General features: G+C 37.3%; 21 protein-coding genes and 1 riboswitch. Of the genes, 15 read left to right on the top strand and 6 right to left on the bottom strand.

The window, feature by feature from the left end; all coding sequences use genetic code 11:
- Nucleotides 1–39: 39 nt before the first annotated feature.
- Nucleotides 40–705: a uracil-DNA glycosylase gene (gene ung / locus Q0983_RS01515; protein ID WP_299547692.1), complete on the top strand. Its 666-nt coding sequence runs from the start codon at nucleotides 40–42 to the stop codon at nucleotides 703–705.
- Nucleotides 706–726: 21 nt separating this feature from the next.
- Here ung and Q0983_RS01520 read toward each other — a convergent pair whose 3' ends face one another.
- Entirely contained in the window at nucleotides 727–906 is a 180-nt protein-coding gene (locus tag Q0983_RS01520; protein ID WP_299547695.1) for a hypothetical protein, read from the bottom strand.
- A gap of 263 nt (nucleotides 907–1169) precedes the next feature.
- Between Q0983_RS01520 and Q0983_RS01525 the strand changes: the two genes are divergently transcribed.
- The 7 genes from Q0983_RS01525 to Q0983_RS01555 are packed head-to-tail and all read left to right on the top strand — an operon-like array spanning nucleotide 1170 to nucleotide 7944.
- A complete protein-coding gene (locus tag Q0983_RS01525) occupies nucleotides 1170–2009 on the top strand; it encodes a 1,4-dihydroxy-2-naphthoyl-CoA synthase (RefSeq protein WP_299547698.1) in 840 nt (279 codons plus the stop codon).
- 1 nt (nucleotide 2010) lies between these two features.
- Nucleotides 2011–2913 carry a 1,4-dihydroxy-2-naphthoate octaprenyltransferase gene (gene menA / locus Q0983_RS01530; protein WP_299547701.1) on the top strand — a complete coding sequence of 301 codons (903 nt, stop codon included), beginning with the start codon at nucleotides 2011–2013 and terminating at the stop codon, nucleotides 2911–2913.
- A 44-nt stretch (nucleotides 2914–2957) separates the two neighbouring features.
- Nucleotides 2958–3635, top strand: coding sequence for a metal-dependent hydrolase (locus tag Q0983_RS01535; protein ID WP_299547704.1), 678 nt, complete (start codon nucleotides 2958–2960; stop codon nucleotides 3633–3635).
- Nucleotides 3636–4679: an o-succinylbenzoate synthase gene (locus Q0983_RS01540; RefSeq protein ID WP_299547707.1), complete on the top strand. Its 1044-nt coding sequence runs from the start codon at nucleotides 3636–3638 to the stop codon at nucleotides 4677–4679.
- Nucleotides 4680–4689: 10 nt separating this feature from the next.
- Nucleotides 4690–5664, top strand: a complete 975-nt coding sequence (locus Q0983_RS01545; RefSeq protein WP_299547710.1) for a CPBP family intramembrane glutamic endopeptidase — start codon at nucleotides 4690–4692, stop codon at nucleotides 5662–5664.
- On the top strand, nucleotides 5654–6721 hold the full coding sequence (locus Q0983_RS01550) for an AMP-binding protein (RefSeq protein WP_299547713.1): 1068 nt from the start codon (nucleotides 5654–5656) through the stop codon (nucleotides 6719–6721). The genes Q0983_RS01545 and Q0983_RS01550 overlap by 11 nt, the downstream gene beginning before the upstream one ends.
- Nucleotides 6722–6723: 2 nt before the next feature.
- Entirely contained in the window at nucleotides 6724–7944 is a 1221-nt protein-coding gene (locus Q0983_RS01555) for a class I SAM-dependent rRNA methyltransferase (protein ID WP_366140978.1), read from the top strand.
- On the opposite strand, the gene Q0983_RS01560 is transcribed toward Q0983_RS01555, so the two are convergent.
- On the bottom strand, nucleotides 7941–8441 hold the full coding sequence (locus tag Q0983_RS01560) for a nicotinate-nucleotide adenylyltransferase (RefSeq protein ID WP_299547716.1): 501 nt from the start codon (nucleotides 8439–8441) through the stop codon (nucleotides 7941–7943). The genes Q0983_RS01555 and Q0983_RS01560 overlap by 4 nt on opposite strands.
- A 180-nt stretch (nucleotides 8442–8621) precedes the next feature.
- Here Q0983_RS01560 and Q0983_RS01565 point away from each other — a divergent pair, with 180 nt between their 5' ends.
- Nucleotides 8622–9569 (top strand): nitronate monooxygenase, encoded by a 948-nt coding sequence (locus Q0983_RS01565; RefSeq protein WP_299547719.1) that lies wholly within the window; start codon nucleotides 8622–8624, stop codon nucleotides 9567–9569.
- Here the strand turns inward: Q0983_RS01565 and Q0983_RS01570 are convergent.
- On the bottom strand, nucleotides 9558–9914 hold the full coding sequence (locus Q0983_RS01570) for a hypothetical protein (protein ID WP_299547722.1): 357 nt from the start codon (nucleotides 9912–9914) through the stop codon (nucleotides 9558–9560). The genes Q0983_RS01565 and Q0983_RS01570 overlap by 12 nt on opposite strands.
- 126 nt (nucleotides 9915–10040) lie before the next feature.
- Nucleotides 10041–12107 (bottom strand): DUF3857 and transglutaminase domain-containing protein, encoded by a 2067-nt coding sequence (locus tag Q0983_RS01575; protein ID WP_299547726.1) that lies wholly within the window; start codon nucleotides 12105–12107, stop codon nucleotides 10041–10043.
- Nucleotides 12108–12279: 172 nt separating this feature from the next.
- Nucleotides 12280–12408: riboswitch (cobalamin riboswitch) on the top strand.
- 109 nt (nucleotides 12409–12517) lie between these two features.
- Here Q0983_RS01575 and Q0983_RS01580 point away from each other — a divergent pair.
- Nucleotides 12518–13006, top strand: a complete 489-nt coding sequence (locus tag Q0983_RS01580; protein WP_299547729.1) for a PAS domain-containing protein — start codon at nucleotides 12518–12520, stop codon at nucleotides 13004–13006.
- Between the two features lie 77 nt (nucleotides 13007–13083).
- Here the strand turns inward: Q0983_RS01580 and Q0983_RS01585 are convergent, their stop codons facing one another.
- On the bottom strand, nucleotides 13084–13944 hold the full coding sequence (locus tag Q0983_RS01585; RefSeq protein WP_299547732.1) for an AraC family transcriptional regulator: 861 nt from the start codon (nucleotides 13942–13944) through the stop codon (nucleotides 13084–13086).
- Between the two features lie 121 nt (nucleotides 13945–14065).
- Between Q0983_RS01585 and Q0983_RS01590 the strand changes: the two genes are divergently transcribed.
- The 5 genes from Q0983_RS01590 (at nucleotide 14066) to Q0983_RS01610 (ending at nucleotide 20776) form a co-directional block, all read left to right on the top strand.
- Entirely contained in the window at nucleotides 14066–15844 is a 1779-nt protein-coding gene (locus Q0983_RS01590) for a DUF885 family protein (protein ID WP_299547735.1), read from the top strand.
- Nucleotides 15819–17126 carry a hypothetical protein gene (locus Q0983_RS01595; protein WP_299547738.1) on the top strand — a complete coding sequence of 436 codons (1308 nt, stop codon included), beginning with the start codon at nucleotides 15819–15821 and terminating at the stop codon, nucleotides 17124–17126. Before Q0983_RS01590 ends, Q0983_RS01595 begins: the two co-directional genes overlap by 26 nt.
- 24 nt (nucleotides 17127–17150) lie before the next feature.
- Nucleotides 17151–17792 carry a DUF1080 domain-containing protein gene (locus Q0983_RS01600; RefSeq protein WP_299547741.1) on the top strand — a complete coding sequence of 214 codons (642 nt, stop codon included), beginning with the start codon at nucleotides 17151–17153 and terminating at the stop codon, nucleotides 17790–17792.
- 130 nt (nucleotides 17793–17922) lie between these two features.
- Nucleotides 17923–19680, top strand: coding sequence for a serine hydrolase (locus Q0983_RS01605; protein WP_299547744.1), 1758 nt, complete (start codon nucleotides 17923–17925; stop codon nucleotides 19678–19680).
- Between the two features lie 202 nt (nucleotides 19681–19882).
- Nucleotides 19883–20776 (top strand): M48 family metallopeptidase, encoded by an 894-nt coding sequence (locus Q0983_RS01610; RefSeq protein ID WP_299547747.1) that lies wholly within the window; start codon nucleotides 19883–19885, stop codon nucleotides 20774–20776.
- Between the two features lie 20 nt (nucleotides 20777–20796).
- Here Q0983_RS01610 and Q0983_RS01615 read toward each other — a convergent pair whose 3' ends face one another.
- The gene (locus Q0983_RS01615) at nucleotides 20797–21369 is read right to left on the bottom strand and encodes a GNAT family N-acetyltransferase (RefSeq protein WP_299547749.1); all 573 of its coding nucleotides are present in this window, start codon (nucleotides 21367–21369) and stop codon (nucleotides 20797–20799) included.
- Between the last annotated feature and the right edge of the window lie 92 nt (nucleotides 21370–21461).

Below are 21461 nucleotides of genomic sequence, written 5' to 3' on the forward strand. Positions count from 1 at the left end.
AGATAATATTATTTTAGTTTGATATTAGATATTAATATTATGAATGTAGAGATTCACCCAAGTTGGAAACCTTATTTAGAACCGGAGTTTAACAAGCCGTATTTTAAAGATTTAGTTGATTTTGTAAAGTTTGAATATAAAAATCACACGTGTTTCCCACCGGGGAAAAAGATATTTAACGCCTTTAATCACTGTCATTTTAATGATGTTAAAGTAGTAATCATTGGTCAGGACCCTTATCACGGTTATGGACAAGCCAATGGTTTGTGTTTTTCGGTGAATGCCGGTATAGAACATCCGCCATCATTAATAAATATTTTTAAGGAAATTGAGCAGGACTTAAAAAATCCTTACCCTGAAAGTGGCGATTTATTACGTTGGTCTGAGCAGGGTGTTATGCTTTTAAATGCAACACTTACGGTAAGAGCGCATCAGGCGGGGAGCCATCAAAAAAAAGGTTGGGAAACCTTTACTGATGCTGTTATAAGGACCATTAGTGAACATAAATCTGATATTATATTCATGCTTTGGGGCGGTTTTGCCAAACAGAAAATAAGATTGATTGACGGAACGAAGCATCATATTTTAACTTCCGGACATCCTTCACCGTTAAGTGCCAACAGGGGATACTGGTTTGGGAACAGGCATTTTAGTAGAGCGAATACTATTCTGGGAGGCTTAGGGATTCCTCCAATTCAGTGGTGATTTTAATGTAAGCCTTAAAAATTAACTTCCTGTTGGGGCCAATTTTTCTTCAGAACCGGTAGTTACTGAAATATCCGGATTAAGTACAATTGGTTTTTTGTTAACCTTTGAAGGCTTGTTAGTTTTGTTAACACTAAATTTTAGCAACAATAAATTAATTACAACTAGTGCTGAAACAAAAAGTACTATTGTTAATAACATAAGGGTTGGGGTTATGTTATCGGCAAAATACATTTTAAATCGCTAAAATGCAAATTATTCCGATTTTATGTAAATCAAAAGCGAAAATATTAAAAAAAATACTACAAAGCAAAGTGTTTGCTACTTATTTTCATTTTTTGATCGTTATTTAATGTTGGCTTAATATTCCAAACATGCTGTTAATATTTTGATATAAAAATTATTTAGCTAATAGTGAACTATTTGTTTAAATAAATTTATTTTTGACCAACAAAACTAACAGGATGGAAAAAGCTAATTGGGTAACTGCCAAAGCCTATGAAGATATTACCTATAAAAAATGCAATGGGGTGGCCCGCATTGCGTTTAATCGCCCCAATGTTAGGAATGCTTTCAGGCCGAAAACAACCAGCGAGCTTTACGATGCTTTTTATGATGCTAATGAAGATGTAAATATTGGTGTTGTATTGCTTTCTGCCGAAGGGCCTTCAACCAAAGACGGGGTGTATGCTTTCTGTAGTGGAGGGGATCAAAAAGCCAGAGGGCATCAGGGTTATGTTGGGGAAGATGGGTATCACCGTTTAAACATTTTAGAAGTACAAAGGTTGATCCGGTTTATGCCGAAGGCAGTAATCGCTGTGGTTCCGGGTTGGGCAGTTGGTGGCGGTCATAGTCTGCATGTAGTTTGCGATCTGACACTTGCAAGTAAAGAGCATGCTATTTTTAAACAAACAGATGCCGACGTAACCAGTTTTGACGGCGGGTATGGATCAGCTTATCTGGCCAAAATGGTCGGACAGAAAAAGGCGCGGGAAATATTCTTTCTAGGGAGAAACTATTCAGCACAGGAAGCTTTTGAAATGGGAATGGTCAACAAGGTTGTGCCTCATGAAGAGTTAGAAGACACTGCTTACCAGTGGGCTCAGGAGATATTGGCAAAATCACCTACTTCTATCAAGATGCTTAAATTCGCCATGAATTTAACAGACGACGGTATGGTAGGGCAACAGGTATTTGCAGGAGAAGCTACCAGGTTGGCTTATATGACAGAGGAAGCCAAAGAGGGACGCAATGCGTTTTTAGAAAAAAGACCTCCTAACTTTGAAAAAAAATGGATTCCATAATATGAGGCATATTTCAGTTTGGATTTCAACCATGCGCTTGCGCACATTGCCTTTATCAGTTTCAGGGATTATTATTGCTTCTTGTTTAGCCGAATATAACGGCTGTTTTAATTGGAAAATTTTTGTCCTGGCTATTTTAACCACCTTAAGTTTGCAGATACTGTCAAACCTGGCAAATGACTATGGCGATGGTATTAAAGGAACAGATAATAATGATAGGATTGGTCCGGAACGAGCTATTCAAACCGGGAAGATCTCTCCGGAAGACATGTTCAATGCCATCAAATTAAATGTGTTGATCTCTATTGCTTTAGCGCTTACATTGATATTTACTGCTTTTGGTGTACATCACTTTTTACTTACCTTGATTTTCTTTGTACTGGGTATCATAAGTATTGTGGCAGCCATTCGCTATACGGTTGGAGGCAATGCTTACGGGTATAAAGGATTAGGGGATGTTTTTGTCTTCGTATTTTTTGGTTTGGTGAGTGTTTGCGGTTGTTATGTTTTGTATGTCAAAACCATAGACCATGTTACTTTTCTGCCGGCATGCACCATTGGTTTGTTAAGTGCCGCCGTGCTTAATTTGAACAACATGCGCGATAAAGTTTCCGATGAAAAATCCAACAAAATGACTTTGGCAGTTAAATTGGGACAAAAAGGGGTACAACGATATCATTTTGCTTTAATTATTTTAGCTATTGTTTTATCAGGATTGTTTGGAATATTATATTATACATCGCTTTACAACCTGATTTTTATGGTAGCTTATATTCCATTAATACTACATTTGGTTAAGGTGGATAAAACCACAGACCCTAAGCTACTGGACCCCGAATTAAAAAAGTTGGCATTAACAACGGTATTGTTGGCAATTCTTATGGGAATAGGACATTTATTGTAGATTTTTTTTGTAATTTTCTGTATCAAATTTAAACTTTGAATACAATGAAAATCACATTCTTAGGTCACGCAAGTTTAGCCATTCATGTACAGGGAATTGACATACTTGTAGACCCTTTTATAACTGGAAACTCTAAAGCTTCAAATATCAATATTGAAGCACTTAAAGCCGATTATATTCTTGTTACCCATGCACATCAGGACCATATTTTAGATGTGGAAGCTATTGCAAAACACAATGGTTCTAAAATAATCTCTAATTACGAGATTGTCACGCATTATAATAATCTTGGCATAGAAGGCCATCCCATGAATCATGGGGGGCAATGGGATTTCGATTTTGGCACCGTGAAATATGTAAACGCCATTCACACCTCTTCTTTCCCGGATGGAAGTTACGGCGGACAACCAGGTGGTTTTGTAATAGAAGGCGAACATAAGAATATCTATATAGCAGGAGATACGGCATTGACTTTTGATATGAAGTTAATCCCAATGCAAACCAAGTTGGACTTAGCCATTTTACCCATAGGCGATAACTTTACTATGGGTATTGAGGACGCCATTATAGCGAGTGACTTTATTGAGTGTGATAAAATATTAGGATATCATTATGATACTTTTGGTTATATTGAAATTGACCATGATGCAGCAAAAAGAAAATTCTTTGAAAAAGGCAAAGATCTGATGCTTCTTGATATAGGAGCCTTTATTGAGCTGTAAATGATAAAAGCATCCTATAAAAAATACATTCTTAATTTCAAGCAGGCCAGTGGTACCTCCAGGGGTATTCTGAAAACCAAGGAAACCTGGTTTATTATATTAAATTCAGATGGTAAACAAGGTATCGGTGAATGCGGACTTTTCAGAGGGCTATCTACTGATGACAGGCCCAATTATGAAAAAAAACTTAAATGGGCTTGCGAAAATATAAACCTTGGTTTGGATATTTTGGTCCCTGAGCTTGTAGAATGGCCAAGTATTCAGTTGGGATTGGAAATTGCGTTCCGGTCTTTAAATGCTCAGGACAGTTTTGAACTGTTTCCATCTAAATTTACGCAAAGTAAGGCTTCTATTCCCATTAACGGATTGATCTGGATGGGCTCAGAAGCTTTTATGAAACAACAGATTGAAGACAAAATTGCTGCCGGTTTCAGTTGCATTAAGATGAAAATTGGTGCTATTGATTTTCAGGCAGAGTGTAATCTTTTAAGATCCATCCGGGCATCGTTCACTTCAAAAGACATAGAATTGCGGGTGGATGCCAATGGTGCTTTTGATCCCTCTGAAGCGTTGGAGAAACTAAAAATACTGGCTGATTTCGATTTACATTCCATAGAACAACCTATAAAACAAGGACAAATAGAAGACATGGCTGAACTTTGTGAAGTCACCCCCTTACCAATTGCTTTGGATGAAGAATTAATAGGTGTTTTTTCTGTAACAAAAAAACGTGAATTGATACAAACCATAAATCCGCAATTTATTATATTAAAACCCAGTTTGGTAGGCGGTTTTGGAGGTAGTGACGAATGGATAGAAATAGCTGAACAAAATCAGGCAGGTTGGTGGATTACCAGTGCTTTAGAAAGTAATATCGGACTCAATGCCATAGCGCAATACACGTATATGAAACAGAGCGGTTTGCCTCAGGGATTGGGAACCGGTAGTTTATTTACTAACAATTTTGATAGTCCATTACAAGTAAAAAATGGTACATTGCGGTACAATAAAAAGCAGGTTTGGAATTTAGAACTTTTAACTTAAAACTTTTAGAATGTATATAGCTCAGGCATTTAATGTATTACACGATTGGTGGCGGTATTTAGTGGGTACTGTAATTGTAGTTATAGCTGTTATTATCGGGCAAATTCCGTTTACTGTAGCGGTTATAGCAAAGGCAGTAAGTAGTGGAGAGGGTATGACCGGCTTAGACGAAACTAAAATGTTATCGATTTTAGAACCCAATTTGAGTTTATTTTTAATGTTATTGTCGTTTGCCGTTGGATTAGTAGCTGTCTTGTTAGTTTCTAAATATTTACACAAACAACCCCTAACGCATTTAACCACAGCCAGAAAACGGATAGACTGGAAACGTTTTTGGTTTGTATTTATTCTTTGGGGCGTGGTGTCCAGTGGCTTTATAGTAGTTGAGTATTATATATCGCCGGAAGATTATGAGCTTAACTTTAATTTGGTACCGTTTCTGATTCTGTGTGTAATAGCTATAATCATGGTGCCGTTACAGACCAGCTTTGAGGAATATTTATTTAGAGGTTATTTAATGCAAGGTATTGGCGTCATAGTTAGAAACAAGTGGGTGCCACTAATCGTTACATCTGCAGTGTTTGGTTTATTACACATTGCCAATCCGGAAGTCAAGCAACTGGGATACGTTGTTATGGTCTATTATATTGGAACCGGCTTGTTTTTAGGTATTATGACGTTAATGGATGAAGGTATAGAACTGGCACTTGGGTTTCACGCGGCGAATAATTTGTTTACAGCACTTTTAGTAACGGCCGATTGGACCGCCTTTCAGACGCATTCGGTTTTAAAAGATATGTCAGACCCTGAAAAAATAGGTTTTATGGAAATATTTGTTCCGGTGTTTGTTGTATTTCCCATACTGCTTTTTATTCTCTCCAGAAAGTATAAATGGACCCATTGGAAAGATAAATTATTCGGAGCTGTTGTGCCTCCACCAAAAGAAGATTATAAAATTTTAGAAGATATTGGCAATGAATCCTAGTTACAATAAAGTCCACAATAGGTTTAAACTAAACGGTATTTATTATTCATACGAAGACCTTATGGAAGTAGCTTACAGCTACGTTAAGGAAGGCGAACCTTACCAACGGGATATTGGGAGTTTTCTGTTGGATTGGTTAGATCAACACGACACCATTACGGTTAAGACCTCAGGTTCTACAGGAACCGCTAAACTTATAAAGGTAAAAAAACAGTCTATGGTAAATTCTGCCATAGCAACCGGAGATTTTTTCCATTTAAAGCCTGGCGATAAAGCGTTACATTGTTTGCCAACAACTTACATTGCGGGCAGAATGATGCTTGTTAGAGCTATCATGCTTGGGCTGGAAATAGATTTAATAGAACCTGCTTCCAAACCGGTTTTTAATACCAATAAAGCATACGATTTTTGTGCTATGGTCCCTATGCAGCTTAAAAATGCTATTGAAGATTGCAGCAATATTAAAACTATTATTGTCGGCGGGGCAGCCGTTTCAGGAGCACTTTTAAAACAAATAGAAAAAAGCCCTTGTAAGGTGTATGCTACTTACGGGATGACTGAAACGGTCACCCATATTGCTTTAAAAAAGCTTAATAATATTGGAAGGCCGCATGACCTTTATTTTAAAATACTTCCAAATATTGAAATATCTCAGGATGAAAGGGCTTGTTTGGTCATAGATGCTCCATATCTGGCTAATGAAAAGGTGGTAACCAATGATATTGTTAAACTGTATTCCAAAACCGAATTTCAATGGTTAGGCAGATTTGATAATATGATCAATTCAGGAGGGGTCAAGGTATTTCCGGAACAGATAGAGAAAAAGCTCAGAAGTACTATAGACCGACGCTTTTTTATTGCTTCCGAACCTGATGAGACCCTGGGTGACAAGGTTGTTCTCGTTCTTGAGGGCGATTCTGACCCATTGGATAATTCAGCTTTTGATAATCTGGATAAATACGAAAAACCTAAAGCAGTTTACACGGTCAAAGCGTTCGTTGAAACTGGTTCAGGGAAAATTCAACGTAAAGAGACTTTAGAATTGTTGAATAACTAATTGTGTTTTCAGATCAATTTAAAAACACGTACAAACCAAAACGCTTAGCAGTAAAACTTAGTGTAAAGGGCGAGCAGTCCGTTTTAAAGAAACATCCCTGGGTATTTTCAAATAGTATTGTAAAGATTAATAATGATGCCAATACTGGGGATTTAGCCATCATTTTTAGTAAACGCAAAAATAAAGTCATTGGCCTGGGCTTATATGATGCCGATTCTCCTATCAGGATCAAAATGATTCATTTTTCTGCATCGGAAATTAACGAAACGTTCTTTTTAAACAAGATTGAAGCAGCTTTTGAAAAACGGTTTGAGTTACTTAAAACAAATACCAATAGCTACAGGTTACTTTTTGGTGAAAATGACGGGTTTCCGGGGCTTATAGCGGATGTCTATGCTACTGTTTTGGTAGTAAAATTGTATTCGGAGATATGGCTCCCGTATTTGGAAACCATTTTAGAAAGCCTTTTAAAAATTTCAAAGGCGGAAACCATTGTAATGCGTTTAAGCAGGAGTTTGCAACAGTCCGAGAATCACCAATTAGTGGATGGAACGGTTGTTTATGGGAATTTAAAAGATGAAGTCGTTGAATTTGTAGAGCACCATGTAAAATTTTCGGCTAATGTCATAAAAGGGCACAAAACCGGTTATTTTTTAGATCACAGGCATAACCGAAAACAGGTTGGAGCATTCAGTAAAAATAAAACCGTTTTAGATGTATTCTCATATGCAGGAGGTTTTTCAGTGCATGCATTATATAATGGCGCCAAAGAAGTTACAAGCTTGGATATAAGTAAGCAAGCCCTTGAAATGGCTTATGAAAATGGCAAGTTGAACGCATATTCAGGCAAGCATATAACCATGGCCGGGGATGCTTTTGAAGTACTTAAAAAACTGATAAGTAAGAATAAAACCTTTGATGTAGTTGTAATAGACCCGCCAAGTTTCGCCAAACAACAGTCGGAAGTTGAGTTGGCCAAAAAGAAATATGCACAATTGGCTGAACTGGGGGAAAAACTCACGGCAAAAAATGGCCTTTTAGTTTTGGCATCCTGTTCTTCCCGGGTGCTGGCACGATCTTTTTTTGATATAAACCTTCAAACATTACGAAGACAAAAAAGGGTGTTTAAAAATATTTTAAACACCCATCATGATATAGACCATCTGGTAACATTTCCGGAAGGCGCTTATTTAAAATGTGCCTATTATCGTTTTAAAGATTAAATAAAGTCTCCCTTTTCGTTAGTTCTAACGGTGACTATTTTATTGTCATTTTTAATTTTGACTTTATATTCCTTTTTTAGGTCATCTGCTTCACAATGATATTTTATAAAATAAACATCTTCAACAATAGCCCAATTTGGATAACGATTGGATATGGCCTGCATAACGGCTAATGGCAATCTGACATTGTTATATTTTTCTATGGTTCTGATAATTTTACCGTTTTTATCAATGGCGGCTACAATTTTCCCTTCCGGGATAAAGAATGACACTTTGTAGGTATCATACTCATCATCGTAGAGTTCTGATAATTCAGCATTATCATAATTTGAAACGGCTTCTTCCAACTGCTTGACGCGAACCGGGGCATCATCAGAATCCGTAGCATTTAAATATTTATAATTTACAGAGATTACTGTGTTTGGCAGTTCAATAGTTTGAGCTTGTAATTGAGAAACAATTATAAGAGCAAGTAAGGTTAACAATATGTTTTTCATGATTGAAAAGGTTTAAAAATTAATGAATTCAAAATTAATTATGCATGCATAATAAAACAATGATAAACGTCATAAAACCAGATATTTAACTCAATTTTAGCGACTGAATTTTGTAACTGATTGATTATTAGTTGTTATGCGTGCATAATATTTTTATATTTGTGAAAATTAATCGTTCAGATGGCTGAAAAACTTACCGAATTATTAAGCATTAAGCATCCCATTATTCAGGCCCCCATGTTTTTGGTATCCAATGTAGACATGGTCACAGAAGCAATGAAAAGCGGTATAGCCGGTTGTATTCCGGCATTGAATTACAGAACACTGGATGAACTGCGTTTAGCTGCCAGGGCACTTAAAAGGGAAAAAGTTGAAGGGGGTTCGTTTGGGTTTAATTTAATAGTCAATAAGTCGAATATTAAATACAAAGGGCAACTGGAGGTTTTATGCGAAGAAGGTTGTGATTTTATAATAACGTCGTTGGGAAGTCCTGAAGAAACCATTAAGCAGGCACATAAAGTCGGAATAAAGGTGTTTTGTGATGTAGTAGATCTAAAATTTGCGAAGAAAGTAGAAGGGCTGGGAGCCGATGCCGTTATTGCAGTTAATAATGAGGCTGGAGGACATAGGGGTGCCATGTCTCCTAAAGATTTAATAACCCAATTGGTAGCTAATTGTCAAATTCCCATTATCTCAGCCGGAGGTGTAGGTTGCAAGGCAGATGTAGATACCATGCTTAGGTATGGTGCAGCCGGAGTTTCTGTGGGCAGTCCGTTTATTGCATCTGTTGAAGCCAATGTTACGGATGAATACAAGCAGGCCTGCGTGGATTATGGAGCCGATGATATTGTAATGACTGAGCGTATTTCCGGGACACCATGCACGGTGATAAACACACCATATGTTCAAAAAATTGGTACCAAAGCTACGTGGATAGAAAACCTGCTTAACAAAAACCGAAAATTGAAAAAATGGGTTAAAATGATTCGTTTTTCAATAGGCATGAACGCCACGAAAAACGCTGCTACCAAAGCTACCTATAAAACCGTTTGGGTAGCCGGCCCCAGTATAGAACATACCAAAGCCATTTTACCTACTAAGGATATTGTAAAAAAACTAATAATTTAGCATGGCCTTCTGACGTTTTTTTGCTTTTTTCTTTCCAACAAATAAGCTTAATGTAACACTTGCTGTTAAACCTCCTAACGAAGTAGCCGCCATATCCCCCGCATCAAATCTATTAAGTTCCTTACCGCTATCAATAACTTCTTTAGTAATACCTGCCAGAGTTGAAGCGCCTAAACCATACCAGAAAGCTTTCTTTTTATCTTTGGTTGTGGCATAAACTATGGCATAAGTACCGGCTGAAATAACTGCGCCTGCAGCAAAATGATACTCACCGTCATTAGAAATAAATTGTGCCTGACATAAACCTGTAAATGATAAGATTAAAACTGTTACTAGGACTTTCATAAGGTATAGGATTTTAGTTAACGCAGCAAGTTTAAGTAAAAATTGTACTACAAACCTTATATAATTGTTAAATTACGTGTTTCTTTGATTAAAAGAAGTTTTTACCAACTTAGAAATAAGATCATCTTAGTGGGCCTTTCTCTTGTTTACATACCAGAATACAAATAGGGTGATAACAATTATAACACCGATAATCAGCAGGATTTTCACAATTGCAATGATGCCGTTAAAAATAACATCCCCGTTTTTACTTGAAAGGCTAAGAGCGGCATAATTTTCAGGAATAAAGATATAGTACCCAGTAGTTTGATCTACTTTTTTTATATCCTGAATGTATTGTTTATATTCATCTTTAGTTATGTGGTCTTTTTGAGTTTCCAGGTAATAATAAAGGTCAATCTCTTTTTTAGCTTTATCATACCCTACTTTCCATTCATAGTAGAAACCGTCTGAGTTCACAAATAACTTATCATTTTCAATGCCCCAGTCCATAGGGAGGCTAATATTGATTTTATGCTCTCTTATTATTGGGTAGATCATAGATACTTCGGCTTCTCTTTGATCCTTAGTGGGAACATATAAAGTACCTATAAGACTACTTGGAATAAAATTCACTGCAATGTGGTTTTCTTTTTCCGGCATAGGCTGCCATATACTATCCAACAGATATTCTTCATATACCTTAAAGACGTTTCCGTAGGTGTTGTCTTCAAACTTTGGAGGATTTACGGAGGATACATTATAATAGTAATTTGAATAAAACCGTTCGTACTCCTTCTTAATGGAGCCAATACTATTGTTTTTGAAATAATTACGCATATTGTCCGCCTCAGATTCGTAATACGTTGTGGTCACTTTTAAATTGGCACCTTTACCAACTTCCATAATAGTATATTCCTCCTGAATTTCAATTTTGTTTTCCGAAGCTGTTTTAATTTCGTCAAAACCTTCATTATCCTTTTTAATGACTAATCCGAAACCATAGTCCGGAAAATGCGTACTATCATAATCGCCTCCCTGATTTGATATGGTTGGATCATAATAATACCCCACTTTATCTTTAATAACTTTTACCACACAGTGATCAAAGAACTTAGGCGACGGTAAAAATTCTTTTATGGTATGTTTTAAAGAGGTGTTTACAAGCATCGGATACGCTTCTATGCCCATTTTTTTAAGCATGGTTGTCATCAACAGGCTTTTGTCTTTACAATCTCCAAAGCGCTGTTTAAAAACCTGGTTTGGCGAAAACGGTTTGTAAGCCCCAATACCGGATTCCAGGCCTAAATACCTAATGTCGTTTTGAACAAAATTTAAAGTAGCTTTTATTTTATCTCCAATGTCTTTATTAGCCGAATCAATGTCATCAATTTTGGCTTGCAGTTCAGCATCAATATTGTCCTTTATATGATAAACATCAAGACCCCAATCAACAACTTCTTTCCAGGAATTGTATTCACTAACAATGATAGTTTCATAAAGCAGCTTCCAGGAAGGCGTATTGTCTTCATAATCTAATGCTTTGGTATTTGTTGATACCCATTGGTATTTATACAGATTGTTTTCCTTTGAAATTGCCGGTTCCTTAGACGTGTTAAAAGACTTATAGTCAAATTCATTCTTAGAAAGTAAAGTAGCATTTACTTTCCCAACCGATTCAAAATCACTCAAATAAAAGCTATGTGAAAATTTGTTCTTATGAATAGGGTTAAAACCGGTAATGGAGTAAGCATAATCAATAACATCATCCGTTCTAACGTCAGAAATATTCATGACTGCAGAAAGGGAACCATCATAAAGGTGGTTTTCAGCATTCAATTCACGTCTCATGACCTGAAAGTTAGATACATTCAACTTATTTATGACGGCATCCCCCCTAATAATATTTATTTTATGAAATTTTAGTTTTTGATACGTCGGGTCATAGCTAACATTAATATTTGAAGCATTTTGAATACCAACATTATCAGTTATTTTGGTTACAAAACGATGATAAACAGTTTGCATGGGAATATTTGCCTGACTATCAAAAAGCAGGGTATATGTACCGGCTTCTACATCATTTATATCTATTTCTGAATTTGAATATTGGACCTTGCTAATCCAGGTAGGTTCCGCGGCTTTGATTACTTGGGAATGTATTTGAAGAGAAAAACAGAAAGTAACAAGTAAGCCGATAAAAGTGTTTCTCATAAACTGGAGGTATTTCTTCAGTAAATGTAACGGATTGTAATTTACCTACAAATTTTAATTGATGAAAGTCCAAATAATTTATGAGAAAACAGATTATAAAGACAGTCAAAGGAAAACTATAAACAATCTTTTCTATGAATGTACCGGAGTCAATACAAATAATAATACTACCTTTGGCATATACTTTTAAGGTTTAGCATGACGCTAAGTAAATAGGAATTGTGTGAGAATCACAAGCTGTCGCGCAACTGTAAGTAATTGTATTACAAGCCAGATACTAGCCTTGAAAAGAATGACAAACAAGCTTTCGCGATAAAAAGCTAAGTCAAGATTAAGTATGCCTTTCGTGTATTACATACACACATGCTTGTACTTGCTTCTTTTTATCTGCACATTAAAAATTAGAAGCAATGAAATTCAATAGCAAAATACAAAGCGCACCATTATTATGCTGGGATATTTATGGGATGTACTTATTTCATCAATCCAAAAACTTCAATAAACAGGTTGAAATTGAAATTTTAAACGGATACAAAAGAAAATTTGAGTGGCTCTTAGATTTGGATACAATATTGACTAAGTATGATTTTGAAGCCCTGGTACTTACGGATGCCAACCAGAAAATAGAGTGGGTAAACAAAGGCTTTACCAAAATGACCGGTTATCCTGCTAATTATGCCAAAGGAAAAAAGCCGAATTTTTTGCAGGGAGAAGCTACTTCAGAAAAAAGTCTGGATCGCATTAGAAAAAAGCTTAAAGAAGGTAAAGAATTCAAGGAAACACTTGTAAACTATCGCAAAAATAGAGCGCCTTACAATTGCGCAATACATATATTCCCACTAAAAGATACTACAAATACCATTAGGCATCTTTTGGCCTTGGAAAATCAAATTAGCTAATGCTTTTTTATTGAGTTTTCAGATGGTAAATAGTATAAAGAAGTTTGGAGTGTTACTTCTTTATACTATTTTAAGAGTTACTTTATCGGAATATAGAATTCGGTTTTTAATTTATCTTCAGCCACTCTATCCGGATGACTTATATAGCGCTCTCTAACAGGTACATCGCGTAATTCGTGTTCGCTGTTAAGTAGCCAGTCGTTAAACATATAGTTGTATACCTGTTCAAAATATTTGTATGACCCCTGATATAAGAACACGGCAAATTTACCGCCTTTAAGTGTTTTAACTCCTATATCACCAATTGGTTTGGCATCTTTGTGAATTACTAAACAGGCATCGTAGCGTATTTTATCATCTTCAGTGACTTTAGGGTCGTCATGAGGTACTCCAATAAGTTCAATACCTTTTGTAAAGAGCTTTTGTTCCTTTACTTGTTCCCAAAGTTTTTCCCAGGCACCGGCATAATCTAAAGTTTGATAGGCACCCTGCATGCGGTAATACATACATTGTTTGTCTTCTAAATCTATAAATTTTGGTTTTTTAATGTTTAAAGTTGTTTCCATCTGGCTAACGGGTTTTAAAGTGTAACTTTTGTTTTTTCGATACGCTGTAGGCGATATTCCAAAATGCGATTTAAACTTTTTTGAAAGTGATGATGGCGTTTCAAAACCAACATTATAAGCAATACTTTCCATGTCTAAACTGGTATACCGGATCATTTTTGCGGCAGTTTCTATACGTGTTCTGGAAATGTATGCTCCAATGGGTTCGCCTAAAAGCGCTCTGCTAATACGATGAAAATGAAAAGGTGAAAAGTTAGAGAGCTCCGCCAGCGTTTTTATGTCAATAGGATGATCCAAATTATTGTGTATGTATTCCATAATAACATGAAGTCTTTCCTGATAAAACGCTTTGTTGTTTTGTTTCACTTTCATTTTTAAGGTATTGATACTACAAAAGTATTGGGTAAAAAAGATACTAACTTTTCCAAACTTGCTAAATCATGTTTTGTAATAGTTTTCTTTTTATATTTAGTGACATTTAAATCATAACATTATGAAAAGAGCGTTCCTGATAGGCCTTGTTTTACTGTGCTCCTGTAAACAAGCGGTTAAAAATGATCCTGATGCTGCCAATGAAACAAGCAAAGCGTTTTCAGAATTGCTGGAGGCCTATAATGAAGAAAGGCTGGTTTTGAACCCCACTAAAGCTACTGAGGCAGGAGATCACAGGTATAATGATCAATTTCCAAATTTTTTGTCCGAAGCTTATAAAGCTAAAAAGCAAGCTTATTATACCAGGTACAAGGAGGCACTTACCAAACTGGACACTTCGGCATTATCAGACACGGAAAAAATGAGCATGGCGGTATTAAACTGGGACTGTAATATTAATATTGAGGCTCTGACCTTTAAAAAAGATCTGATGCCTATAGATCAGATGTGGTCTAAAAATTTAGATTTTAATCAATTGGCAAGCGGAACCACCTCCCAGCCATTTAAAACGGTAAGCGATTATAAAAACTGGTTAAAGCGTGTTGATGCCTATTTAATTTGGTTGGAAGCTGCAAAAAAGAACATGCGGGAAGGTATGAAAACCGGCTATGTGTTGCCAAAACCTTTAATTGTAAAAGTGATCCCGCAGTTTGAAAGTTTGATTGGTGAAGACGTGGAAACACACCTGTATTTTGCTCCTGTTAAGCTAATGCCCGAAACATTTACAAAGGAAGACCGGGAAGCATTAAGAGAAGCATATACAGACATGGTATTGAAAAAAATTGTACCGGCTCATAAAGATATGGTGGCCTTTTTAAAGCATGACTATTTACCTGCCGGAAGAACATCCAGTGGCATTAATGCAACGCCTCTGGGAGATGCTTATTATAATCATCAAATAAAAAAATATACCACCACGTCTATGTCAGCTGATGACATTCATGAATTAGGACTCAAGGAAGTAGCCCGTATTAGAGGTGAAATGGAAGCTGTCAAGCAGCAAGTAGGATTTAAAGGCGATCTGAATGCATTTTTTGACCACGTCAGAACCAACAAAGACTTAATGCCGTTTACTGAACGTTCTCAGGTTATAGCCTTCTATGACAGTATTCATGAGGTCATGAAACCTCAGATCAACAAGCTTTTCGGGAAACAGCCTAAAACACCTTTCGAAGTTAGAAGAACGGAGCCTTTCAGGGAGAAGTCTGCAGCAGCCAATTATGCTTCAGGGTCTTTGGACGGGACCCGACCGGGTATTTTTTATACCCCCATTCCGGATGTGGAAGCCTATAATATTTTTGATAAGGAGGATCTGTTTTTACACGAAGCTATACCGGGGCATCATTTTCAGATATCGCTTGCCCAGGAAAATGAAGAGTTACCCGATTTTAGAAAAACCTTATGGTATAGTGCTTATGGTGAAGGTTGGGCGCTATATACCGAGGCCATGGGAAAAGAGCTGGGGCTTTATAAAGACCCCTACCAATATTTCGGTATGTTAAGTGCTGAGATCCATAGAGCGATCAGATTGGTGGTAGATACGGGCTTGCATGCAAAAGGATGGACCAGAAAGCAGGCCATTCAGTATTCATTGGAAAACGAGGCAGAATCTGAAGCCAAAATAATCAGTGAGATAGAGCGCTATATGGCGAATCCCGGACAGGCATTATCTTATAAAATCGGTCAGTTAAAACTAATAGAGTTACGGGAAACAGCACAGTCTGAGCTTGGTGAAGCCTTTGATATCAAAGAATTTCATAACCAGGTATTAGAAACCGGTTGCATTCCATTACAGCTTTTAGAGAACAAAATACATGCCTGGATTGAGAGCAATAAATAAGTGGATTGGGTTTTGTCTAACAGTTTTTTGCTTTTTAAACTGTGTATCCCAAAGCGAAGATTTATTAAAGCATATTACCAGTAAGGAACAATTACTCAATACACGAGGACTTCATGTTGACATTGTAACCAGTGAAAGGGTTTTAAAAATTACGGATAGCCCGAAAACCAAAGCAGGCAGGTGGTCCTGGGTTGGTATTCCGGTAACTTCGGAACAATATACATGGAATACTGCTGAGTTTGTTGAAGCGACCATAAAGAATGAAGGGAAGGATCCACTGAAAGCATTACTTTGGGTGAACTCCAACAAGGGTTGGAACTCCGTAGCAGATACGCTTACCATTCATGCCGGGGAAACAAAAACAATGCGGTGTCATTTGCGAGAAACCTTTCCGGACGGGACGCCCAAATTAAATCCCAATTACGTTTATGAAGTTCAGCTTATGTTTGACAGGCCGAAAGCTGAGGTTAATGCGAGTTTATTAAACCTTAAAACCACAGGAAAAGTTTCTGAATGGAAACGACCTAAAGGCCGATTGGATGTTCCTGAAATGACTCATACAGAACCCAAAGGGGGCCACCGGGTACACTATCAGTTACAGAACGATCCAAATTCTCAGTTGTATAGTGTATTATATTTACCAAACCATTGGAAAAAAGACAGTGAAACAAAATACCCGGTCATTGTAGAATATCCGGGTAATATCTTTTACGTCCGTAATTGCTATTCCACAGGAAGGCCGGAACATTGTGTTATAGGGTATGGTATGAGCAAAGGTGACAATGCTATTTGGATTAGCATGCCTTTTGTGAATTATAAAACCGGGACTATTGCCGAAAACGGTTGGGGGAACCCCAACGATACAGCAGACTATACGGTTAAAACCGTAAATGAGATCATTGAAAAGTTTCATGGTGACAGAGAAAATATGGTAGTTACAGGCTTTTCAAGAGGGGCCATTGCCTGTGGTTTTATTGGCTTGCGTAACGATACCATTGCCGGTTTATGGAAAGGGATGCATACCTGCCAGCATTACGATGGCGATGGTTGGGGTGGTGCCGATAAACAGGGGGCCATAGAACGCTTACAACGTTTGGGAAATATCAAGGTATTTCAAACCGATAACAGCACACCTGAGTTAAAAGAACTGCTAAGTTCTGTTGATACCGGGGTTATTTATATGAACTCGGGCTTAAAAGCCCATGCCTGTGATATGTTTTTAGATGACAGGCCATCCACTATGGCATTACGTAAATGGTTTAACGATTTAATTTCAGAATAGCAAACCCCTAATACTCATAATATAATGAAAGCTTTTTTTACTATGACCATACTGGTTGTACTTTTAGTTTCATGCAGTACCCCTAAAAAGGAATACCTGTTTAACGGTGAAAACCTGGATGGCTGGACCATTTTTGTGAGTGATCCAACGGTTGACCCAAATGACTTTTTTTACGTAAATGAGGGTATGATTGAAACGATTGGTGTTCCCGTTGGTTACCTGAGAACGGTTAAGGCATATGCTAACTACAAACTGCATGTGGAATGGCGTTACCCTGAAGTACCGACAAACAGTGGTGTTTTTGTGCATACAACCGGATCCGATCTCATTTGGGTAGGGCATTACCAGGGGCAGTTAAAACATCAAAGCGCCGGTGATTTTATCATTCACGGTATAGGAAGAAGTGCTACCCTGGGAGATAGTACCTATACATCTACGGAAGGCAATAAACCGCTTATTCCTAAATTTCAAGCTTCAAGCGAAAATCCGGCATGGGAATGGAATAGCTATGATATTACCTGCAAAGGAGATACCATTGAGCTAATGGTAAACGGGATACTTCAGAATACAGCCACCAATTGTACGGTAACAAAGGGCAATATAGGATTGCAGGCTGAGGGTTCAAAGATCCAGTTCCGGAATTTATGGGTGGAGCCTTTAGATTGATATAAGAACTTTGGGCTAAGTAGGCTAATTGATCTGTTAAATAGTCATTTTATTTGTACCTTATGTAACAAATGGAGGATTAAGGTCGTCAAACCGGTATTCAAAGTTCAAATCAATCAAAATTCTATATATGAAATCACATCATTCATGGTTTAAAAGGGGTATACTTTTATGGGGCCTTTTATTAGTTAGCAGTATTAGTTTGTCTCAGGACAAAGTTGAAGAAATAGATAAACTAGTTGGTAAATATGCCGAATACGGAAAATTTAACGGCTCTGTTTTAGTGGCAGATCAGGGGCAGGTTATTTACAAAAAGGGGTTTGGCATGGCCAATATGGAATGGGATATTCCTAATCAGTCCAACACAAAACACAGGATAGGATCTATTACCAAACAGTTCACCGCCATGCTTATTCTACAATTAGCAGCGGATGGTAAATTAGATTTGCAAGCCCCCATTACAACCTACTTACCGGATTACCCAAAGACTACAGGAGGCAAAATAACAACCCATCACTTATTGACGCATACGTCAGGGATTCCCAACTACACAGCCTTTCCGGGATTTATGAAAAATGATACCAGGGACCCTTACGAACCGGAAGCCTTTGTTGAAAAGTTTGCCAATAAAGACCTGGATTTTGAACCGGGAGCGCGTTTCAGCTACAGCAATTCCGGATATTTCCTTTTAGGGGTGATTGTTGAAAAGCTAACCGGTAAGACCTATGAAGACCTGCTTCAGGAAAAGATATTTACACCCCTGAACATGCAGGATACCGGATATGACCATCACGGAGATATTATAAAGAACAGGGCTACAGGTTATGAAAAACGGGGAAATACCTATGTTAATTCCAGGTACCTGGATATGTCCATTCCATATGCGGCAGGCTCTATGTATTCAACCGTTGAGGACCTGTATCTGTGGGATCAGGCCTTGTACACCAATAAACTATTGCCACAAGAATTTATGGACCTGTATTTTAAACCCTATATCAAGGCTTTTGGTAATAATCATTATGCTTATGGTTGGGGGGTTGGCTATGATCGCATTGGAACCTCCAAGGACAGCATTTATGTGATTCAGCATGGCGGTGGTATTAACGGTTTTAACACCATCATTTCCAGGGCCACTTCAGATAAGTCCTTGGTCGTGTTATTTAGTAATACCGGCGGTGCCCCTCTGAATCAGATGACGCGTTCCATAAGGGGTATTTTAAATGACAAAGATTATAATATGCCTAAAAAGTCAGTGGCTACAGAGGTCTTAGAGGTGATCCGAAGTAAAGGGATTGACGCCGGCATTGCAAGGTATCATGACATTAAAGATTCCAAATCGTTTAGTTTAAATGAAAGGGAGATGAATGGTATTGGATACCAGCTTTTACAATCTGATAAAGCAGAGGAAGCAGCCAAGGTGTTTAAATTAAATATAGAGGCCTTTCCGGAATCCTCTAACGTGTATGATAGTTATGCCGAGGCTTTAATGACATTAGGACAAAATGAAGGCGCAATAGAGAATTATAAGAAGTCGGTCTCCATGGATCCCAGTAATACAGCCGCTATTGAACACTTAAAGAAACTTGGTGCCGATGTCAGCGAATTTGAAAAAGAGATCACAATAACCGATACTGTTTTAGAAAGTTATGTGGGTAAATACCAGCTCATGCCTAACTTCATCATTACCGTTACCAAAGTGGACAAACAAATGAAAGCCCAGGCTACGGGGCAACCTCAGTTTGATATATTTCCGAAATCTGAAAACGAATTTTACCTGAAAGTGGTGAAGGCACAAATCACTTTTAATAAAAATGAGGAGGGACATATTGAAAGCCTTACCTTGTTACAAGGCGGACAAAAAATTACGGGTAAACGTATGGTTGAATGATCGGGATTTACTTAGCAAAAGTAACATAAACACTTTCCTTTATGGAAGGTGTTTTTTTTGTTTATAGCTACTCAAAAATTACGTATATCTACGTATTGATTTTCCAGTGATAAAACTTTAAATTTCAGTTGTATGCGCTGAATCTATTTTTAGTATTGAAACGAACTTTATCCTAAATCGTTAACATTCATTTAAATAATCTATGATGGAAATTACAATAACTGAAAAAATTAGAAAGGCAACTTACCCAAAAGAAGACAACCGTTTTAACCTGGCTATGATTGCAGGCATACCAATTGCAATCATAGGTTTAATACTGACTATTGCTTCTTTTGGATTAATATTAATATATGTAGGGATCATTGTGTTTATTGTTTGGTTTTCTCTGAGCATTGCAAAAATGCACCTTATTGGTAATTCTGTAAAAGTGTCCAACCATAATTTCCCCGAGATACTCAAGATCTATTCGGAAGTGAAAGAAGCCTTATCTTATACTAAAGACATTCAGATCTATATAGTTGAAGAAGGTTCCGTAAATGCCTTCCTGGCTAAATTCTTTAAGACCCGGTTTATTGTGTTAAATTCTGAATTGGTTAAAGATATGATATCCAATGATGATCAGCGTATTCAAATGAAATGGATTATTGCCCGGTTTATTGGAGCACTAAAGGCAAAACACTTTAGAACCACTATATTGAGATTGATCTTTGAAAATATAGAAAAGATCAAAATATTTAATTTTTTCCTTTTGCCTTACGAAAGAGCCACGCAGTACACGGGGGATAATATCGGAATGATGGTAACACAAAATGTGGAACAGTCCATTATTGCATTTAATAAGTTAATGGTAGGAAATGATCTGTCATTTAAAATACAATTTAAAGGTATATTGGAACAGGGCCGTGATTTAAAGCATAGTCCTTTCTTTGCATTTATGGCCAGAGCTTTTTCGTCTCATCCGCATTTGGTAAGTCGTTATTTAAACTTGTTGGCCTATGCGAGCAAGGAATTTCCCGAACAATTTGAAAATTACATTACAAATTTTGATAACGAGACAAAACATAACCTATTCAGGATATTGCCTTACTATGGGTGAGATATAATGATGCGCATTTTTTAAAACCCTTCAAAAACATGTGCTTTGATCCCGTGCCATTCCTCTTTTAAAATGCCATAGCAACAGGTATTACGTTTAAAACCGTCAGGCATAAGGGTATCCTTTCGTAAAATACCTTCCAGTTTGGCGTCCAGTTTTTCAACCGCTTTCCTGGAACGCAGGTTGCGTTCATCCACTCTAAATTCAACTTTGTCAAACTTTAGGGTTTCAAAAGCATATTGCAACATTAAGAATTTCACGTGTTTATTAAGCCTTGTACCCTGAAACGCGCGCCCGATCCAGGTCCAACCTATATGTAGTACTTTGCTGTGTCGGTTCATGTGTCCGAAACGGGTACAACCGGCATAGGCATTGGCCTGTTTGTCAAATATTATAAACGGTATAGCGGTTCGGTTATAATAGTCGTCAACTGCCGTTTGCACATAAGCTTTTAAATCTTCCGGTGTATCAATTTTACCGGGCGAGTATTGCACCAGGTCAGGTTCCCGGGCAATATCCATTAGCTTTTTATAATTACTCATACCCAATAAGGTGAGTTTTACACGATTATCTTCAAGGGTTGGTATAGTCATACAATTATTGTTTCGTCAGTTCGAGTGTTCCGATACAATCGGAATGTACTTCGACAAGCTCAGTATAAAATCGAGAACTTTTAAATAGGGGC

The sequence above is a fragment of the Seonamhaeicola sp. genome (genome assembly GCF_028281565.1).
Classification (GTDB): Bacteria; Bacteroidota; Bacteroidia; order Flavobacteriales; family Flavobacteriaceae; genus Seonamhaeicola.

Bases quoted from the DNA above. Each gene is read 5' to 3' on its own strand.
- ung (WP_299547692.1), top strand. From the start codon at position 40: ATGAATGTAGAGATTCACCCAAGTTGGAAACCTTATTTAGAACCGGAG.
- Q0983_RS01520 (WP_299547695.1), bottom strand. From the start codon at position 906: ATGTTATTAACAATAGTACTTTTTGTTTCAGCACTAGTTGTAATTAAT.
- Q0983_RS01525 (WP_299547698.1), top strand. From the start codon at position 1,170: ATGGAAAAAGCTAATTGGGTAACTGCCAAAGCCTATGAAGATATTACC.
- menA (WP_299547701.1), top strand. From the start codon at position 2,011: ATGAGGCATATTTCAGTTTGGATTTCAACCATGCGCTTGCGCACATTG.
- Q0983_RS01535 (WP_299547704.1), top strand. From the start codon at position 2,958: ATGAAAATCACATTCTTAGGTCACGCAAGTTTAGCCATTCATGTACAG.
- Q0983_RS01540 (WP_299547707.1), top strand. From the start codon at position 3,636: ATGATAAAAGCATCCTATAAAAAATACATTCTTAATTTCAAGCAGGCC.
- Q0983_RS01545 (WP_299547710.1), top strand. From the start codon at position 4,690: ATGTATATAGCTCAGGCATTTAATGTATTACACGATTGGTGGCGGTAT.
- Q0983_RS01550 (WP_299547713.1), top strand. From the start codon at position 5,654: ATGAATCCTAGTTACAATAAAGTCCACAATAGGTTTAAACTAAACGGT.
- Q0983_RS01560 (WP_299547716.1), bottom strand. From the start codon at position 8,441: ATGAAAAACATATTGTTAACCTTACTTGCTCTTATAATTGTTTCTCAA.
- Q0983_RS01565 (WP_299547719.1), top strand. From the start codon at position 8,622: ATGGCTGAAAAACTTACCGAATTATTAAGCATTAAGCATCCCATTATT.
- Q0983_RS01570 (WP_299547722.1), bottom strand. From the start codon at position 9,914: ATGAAAGTCCTAGTAACAGTTTTAATCTTATCATTTACAGGTTTATGT.
- Q0983_RS01575 (WP_299547726.1), bottom strand. From the start codon at position 12,107: ATGAGAAACACTTTTATCGGCTTACTTGTTACTTTCTGTTTTTCTCTT.
- Q0983_RS01580 (WP_299547729.1), top strand. From the start codon at position 12,518: ATGAAATTCAATAGCAAAATACAAAGCGCACCATTATTATGCTGGGAT.
- Q0983_RS01585 (WP_299547732.1), bottom strand. From the start codon at position 13,944: ATGAAAGTGAAACAAAACAACAAAGCGTTTTATCAGGAAAGACTTCAT.
- Q0983_RS01590 (WP_299547735.1), top strand. From the start codon at position 14,066: ATGAAAAGAGCGTTCCTGATAGGCCTTGTTTTACTGTGCTCCTGTAAA.
- Q0983_RS01595 (WP_299547738.1), top strand. From the start codon at position 15,819: ATGCCTGGATTGAGAGCAATAAATAAGTGGATTGGGTTTTGTCTAACA.
- Q0983_RS01600 (WP_299547741.1), top strand. From the start codon at position 17,151: ATGAAAGCTTTTTTTACTATGACCATACTGGTTGTACTTTTAGTTTCA.
- Q0983_RS01605 (WP_299547744.1), top strand. From the start codon at position 17,923: ATGAAATCACATCATTCATGGTTTAAAAGGGGTATACTTTTATGGGGC.
- Q0983_RS01610 (WP_299547747.1), top strand. From the start codon at position 19,883: ATGATGGAAATTACAATAACTGAAAAAATTAGAAAGGCAACTTACCCA.
- Q0983_RS01615 (WP_299547749.1), bottom strand. From the start codon at position 21,369: ATGACTATACCAACCCTTGAAGATAATCGTGTAAAACTCACCTTATTG.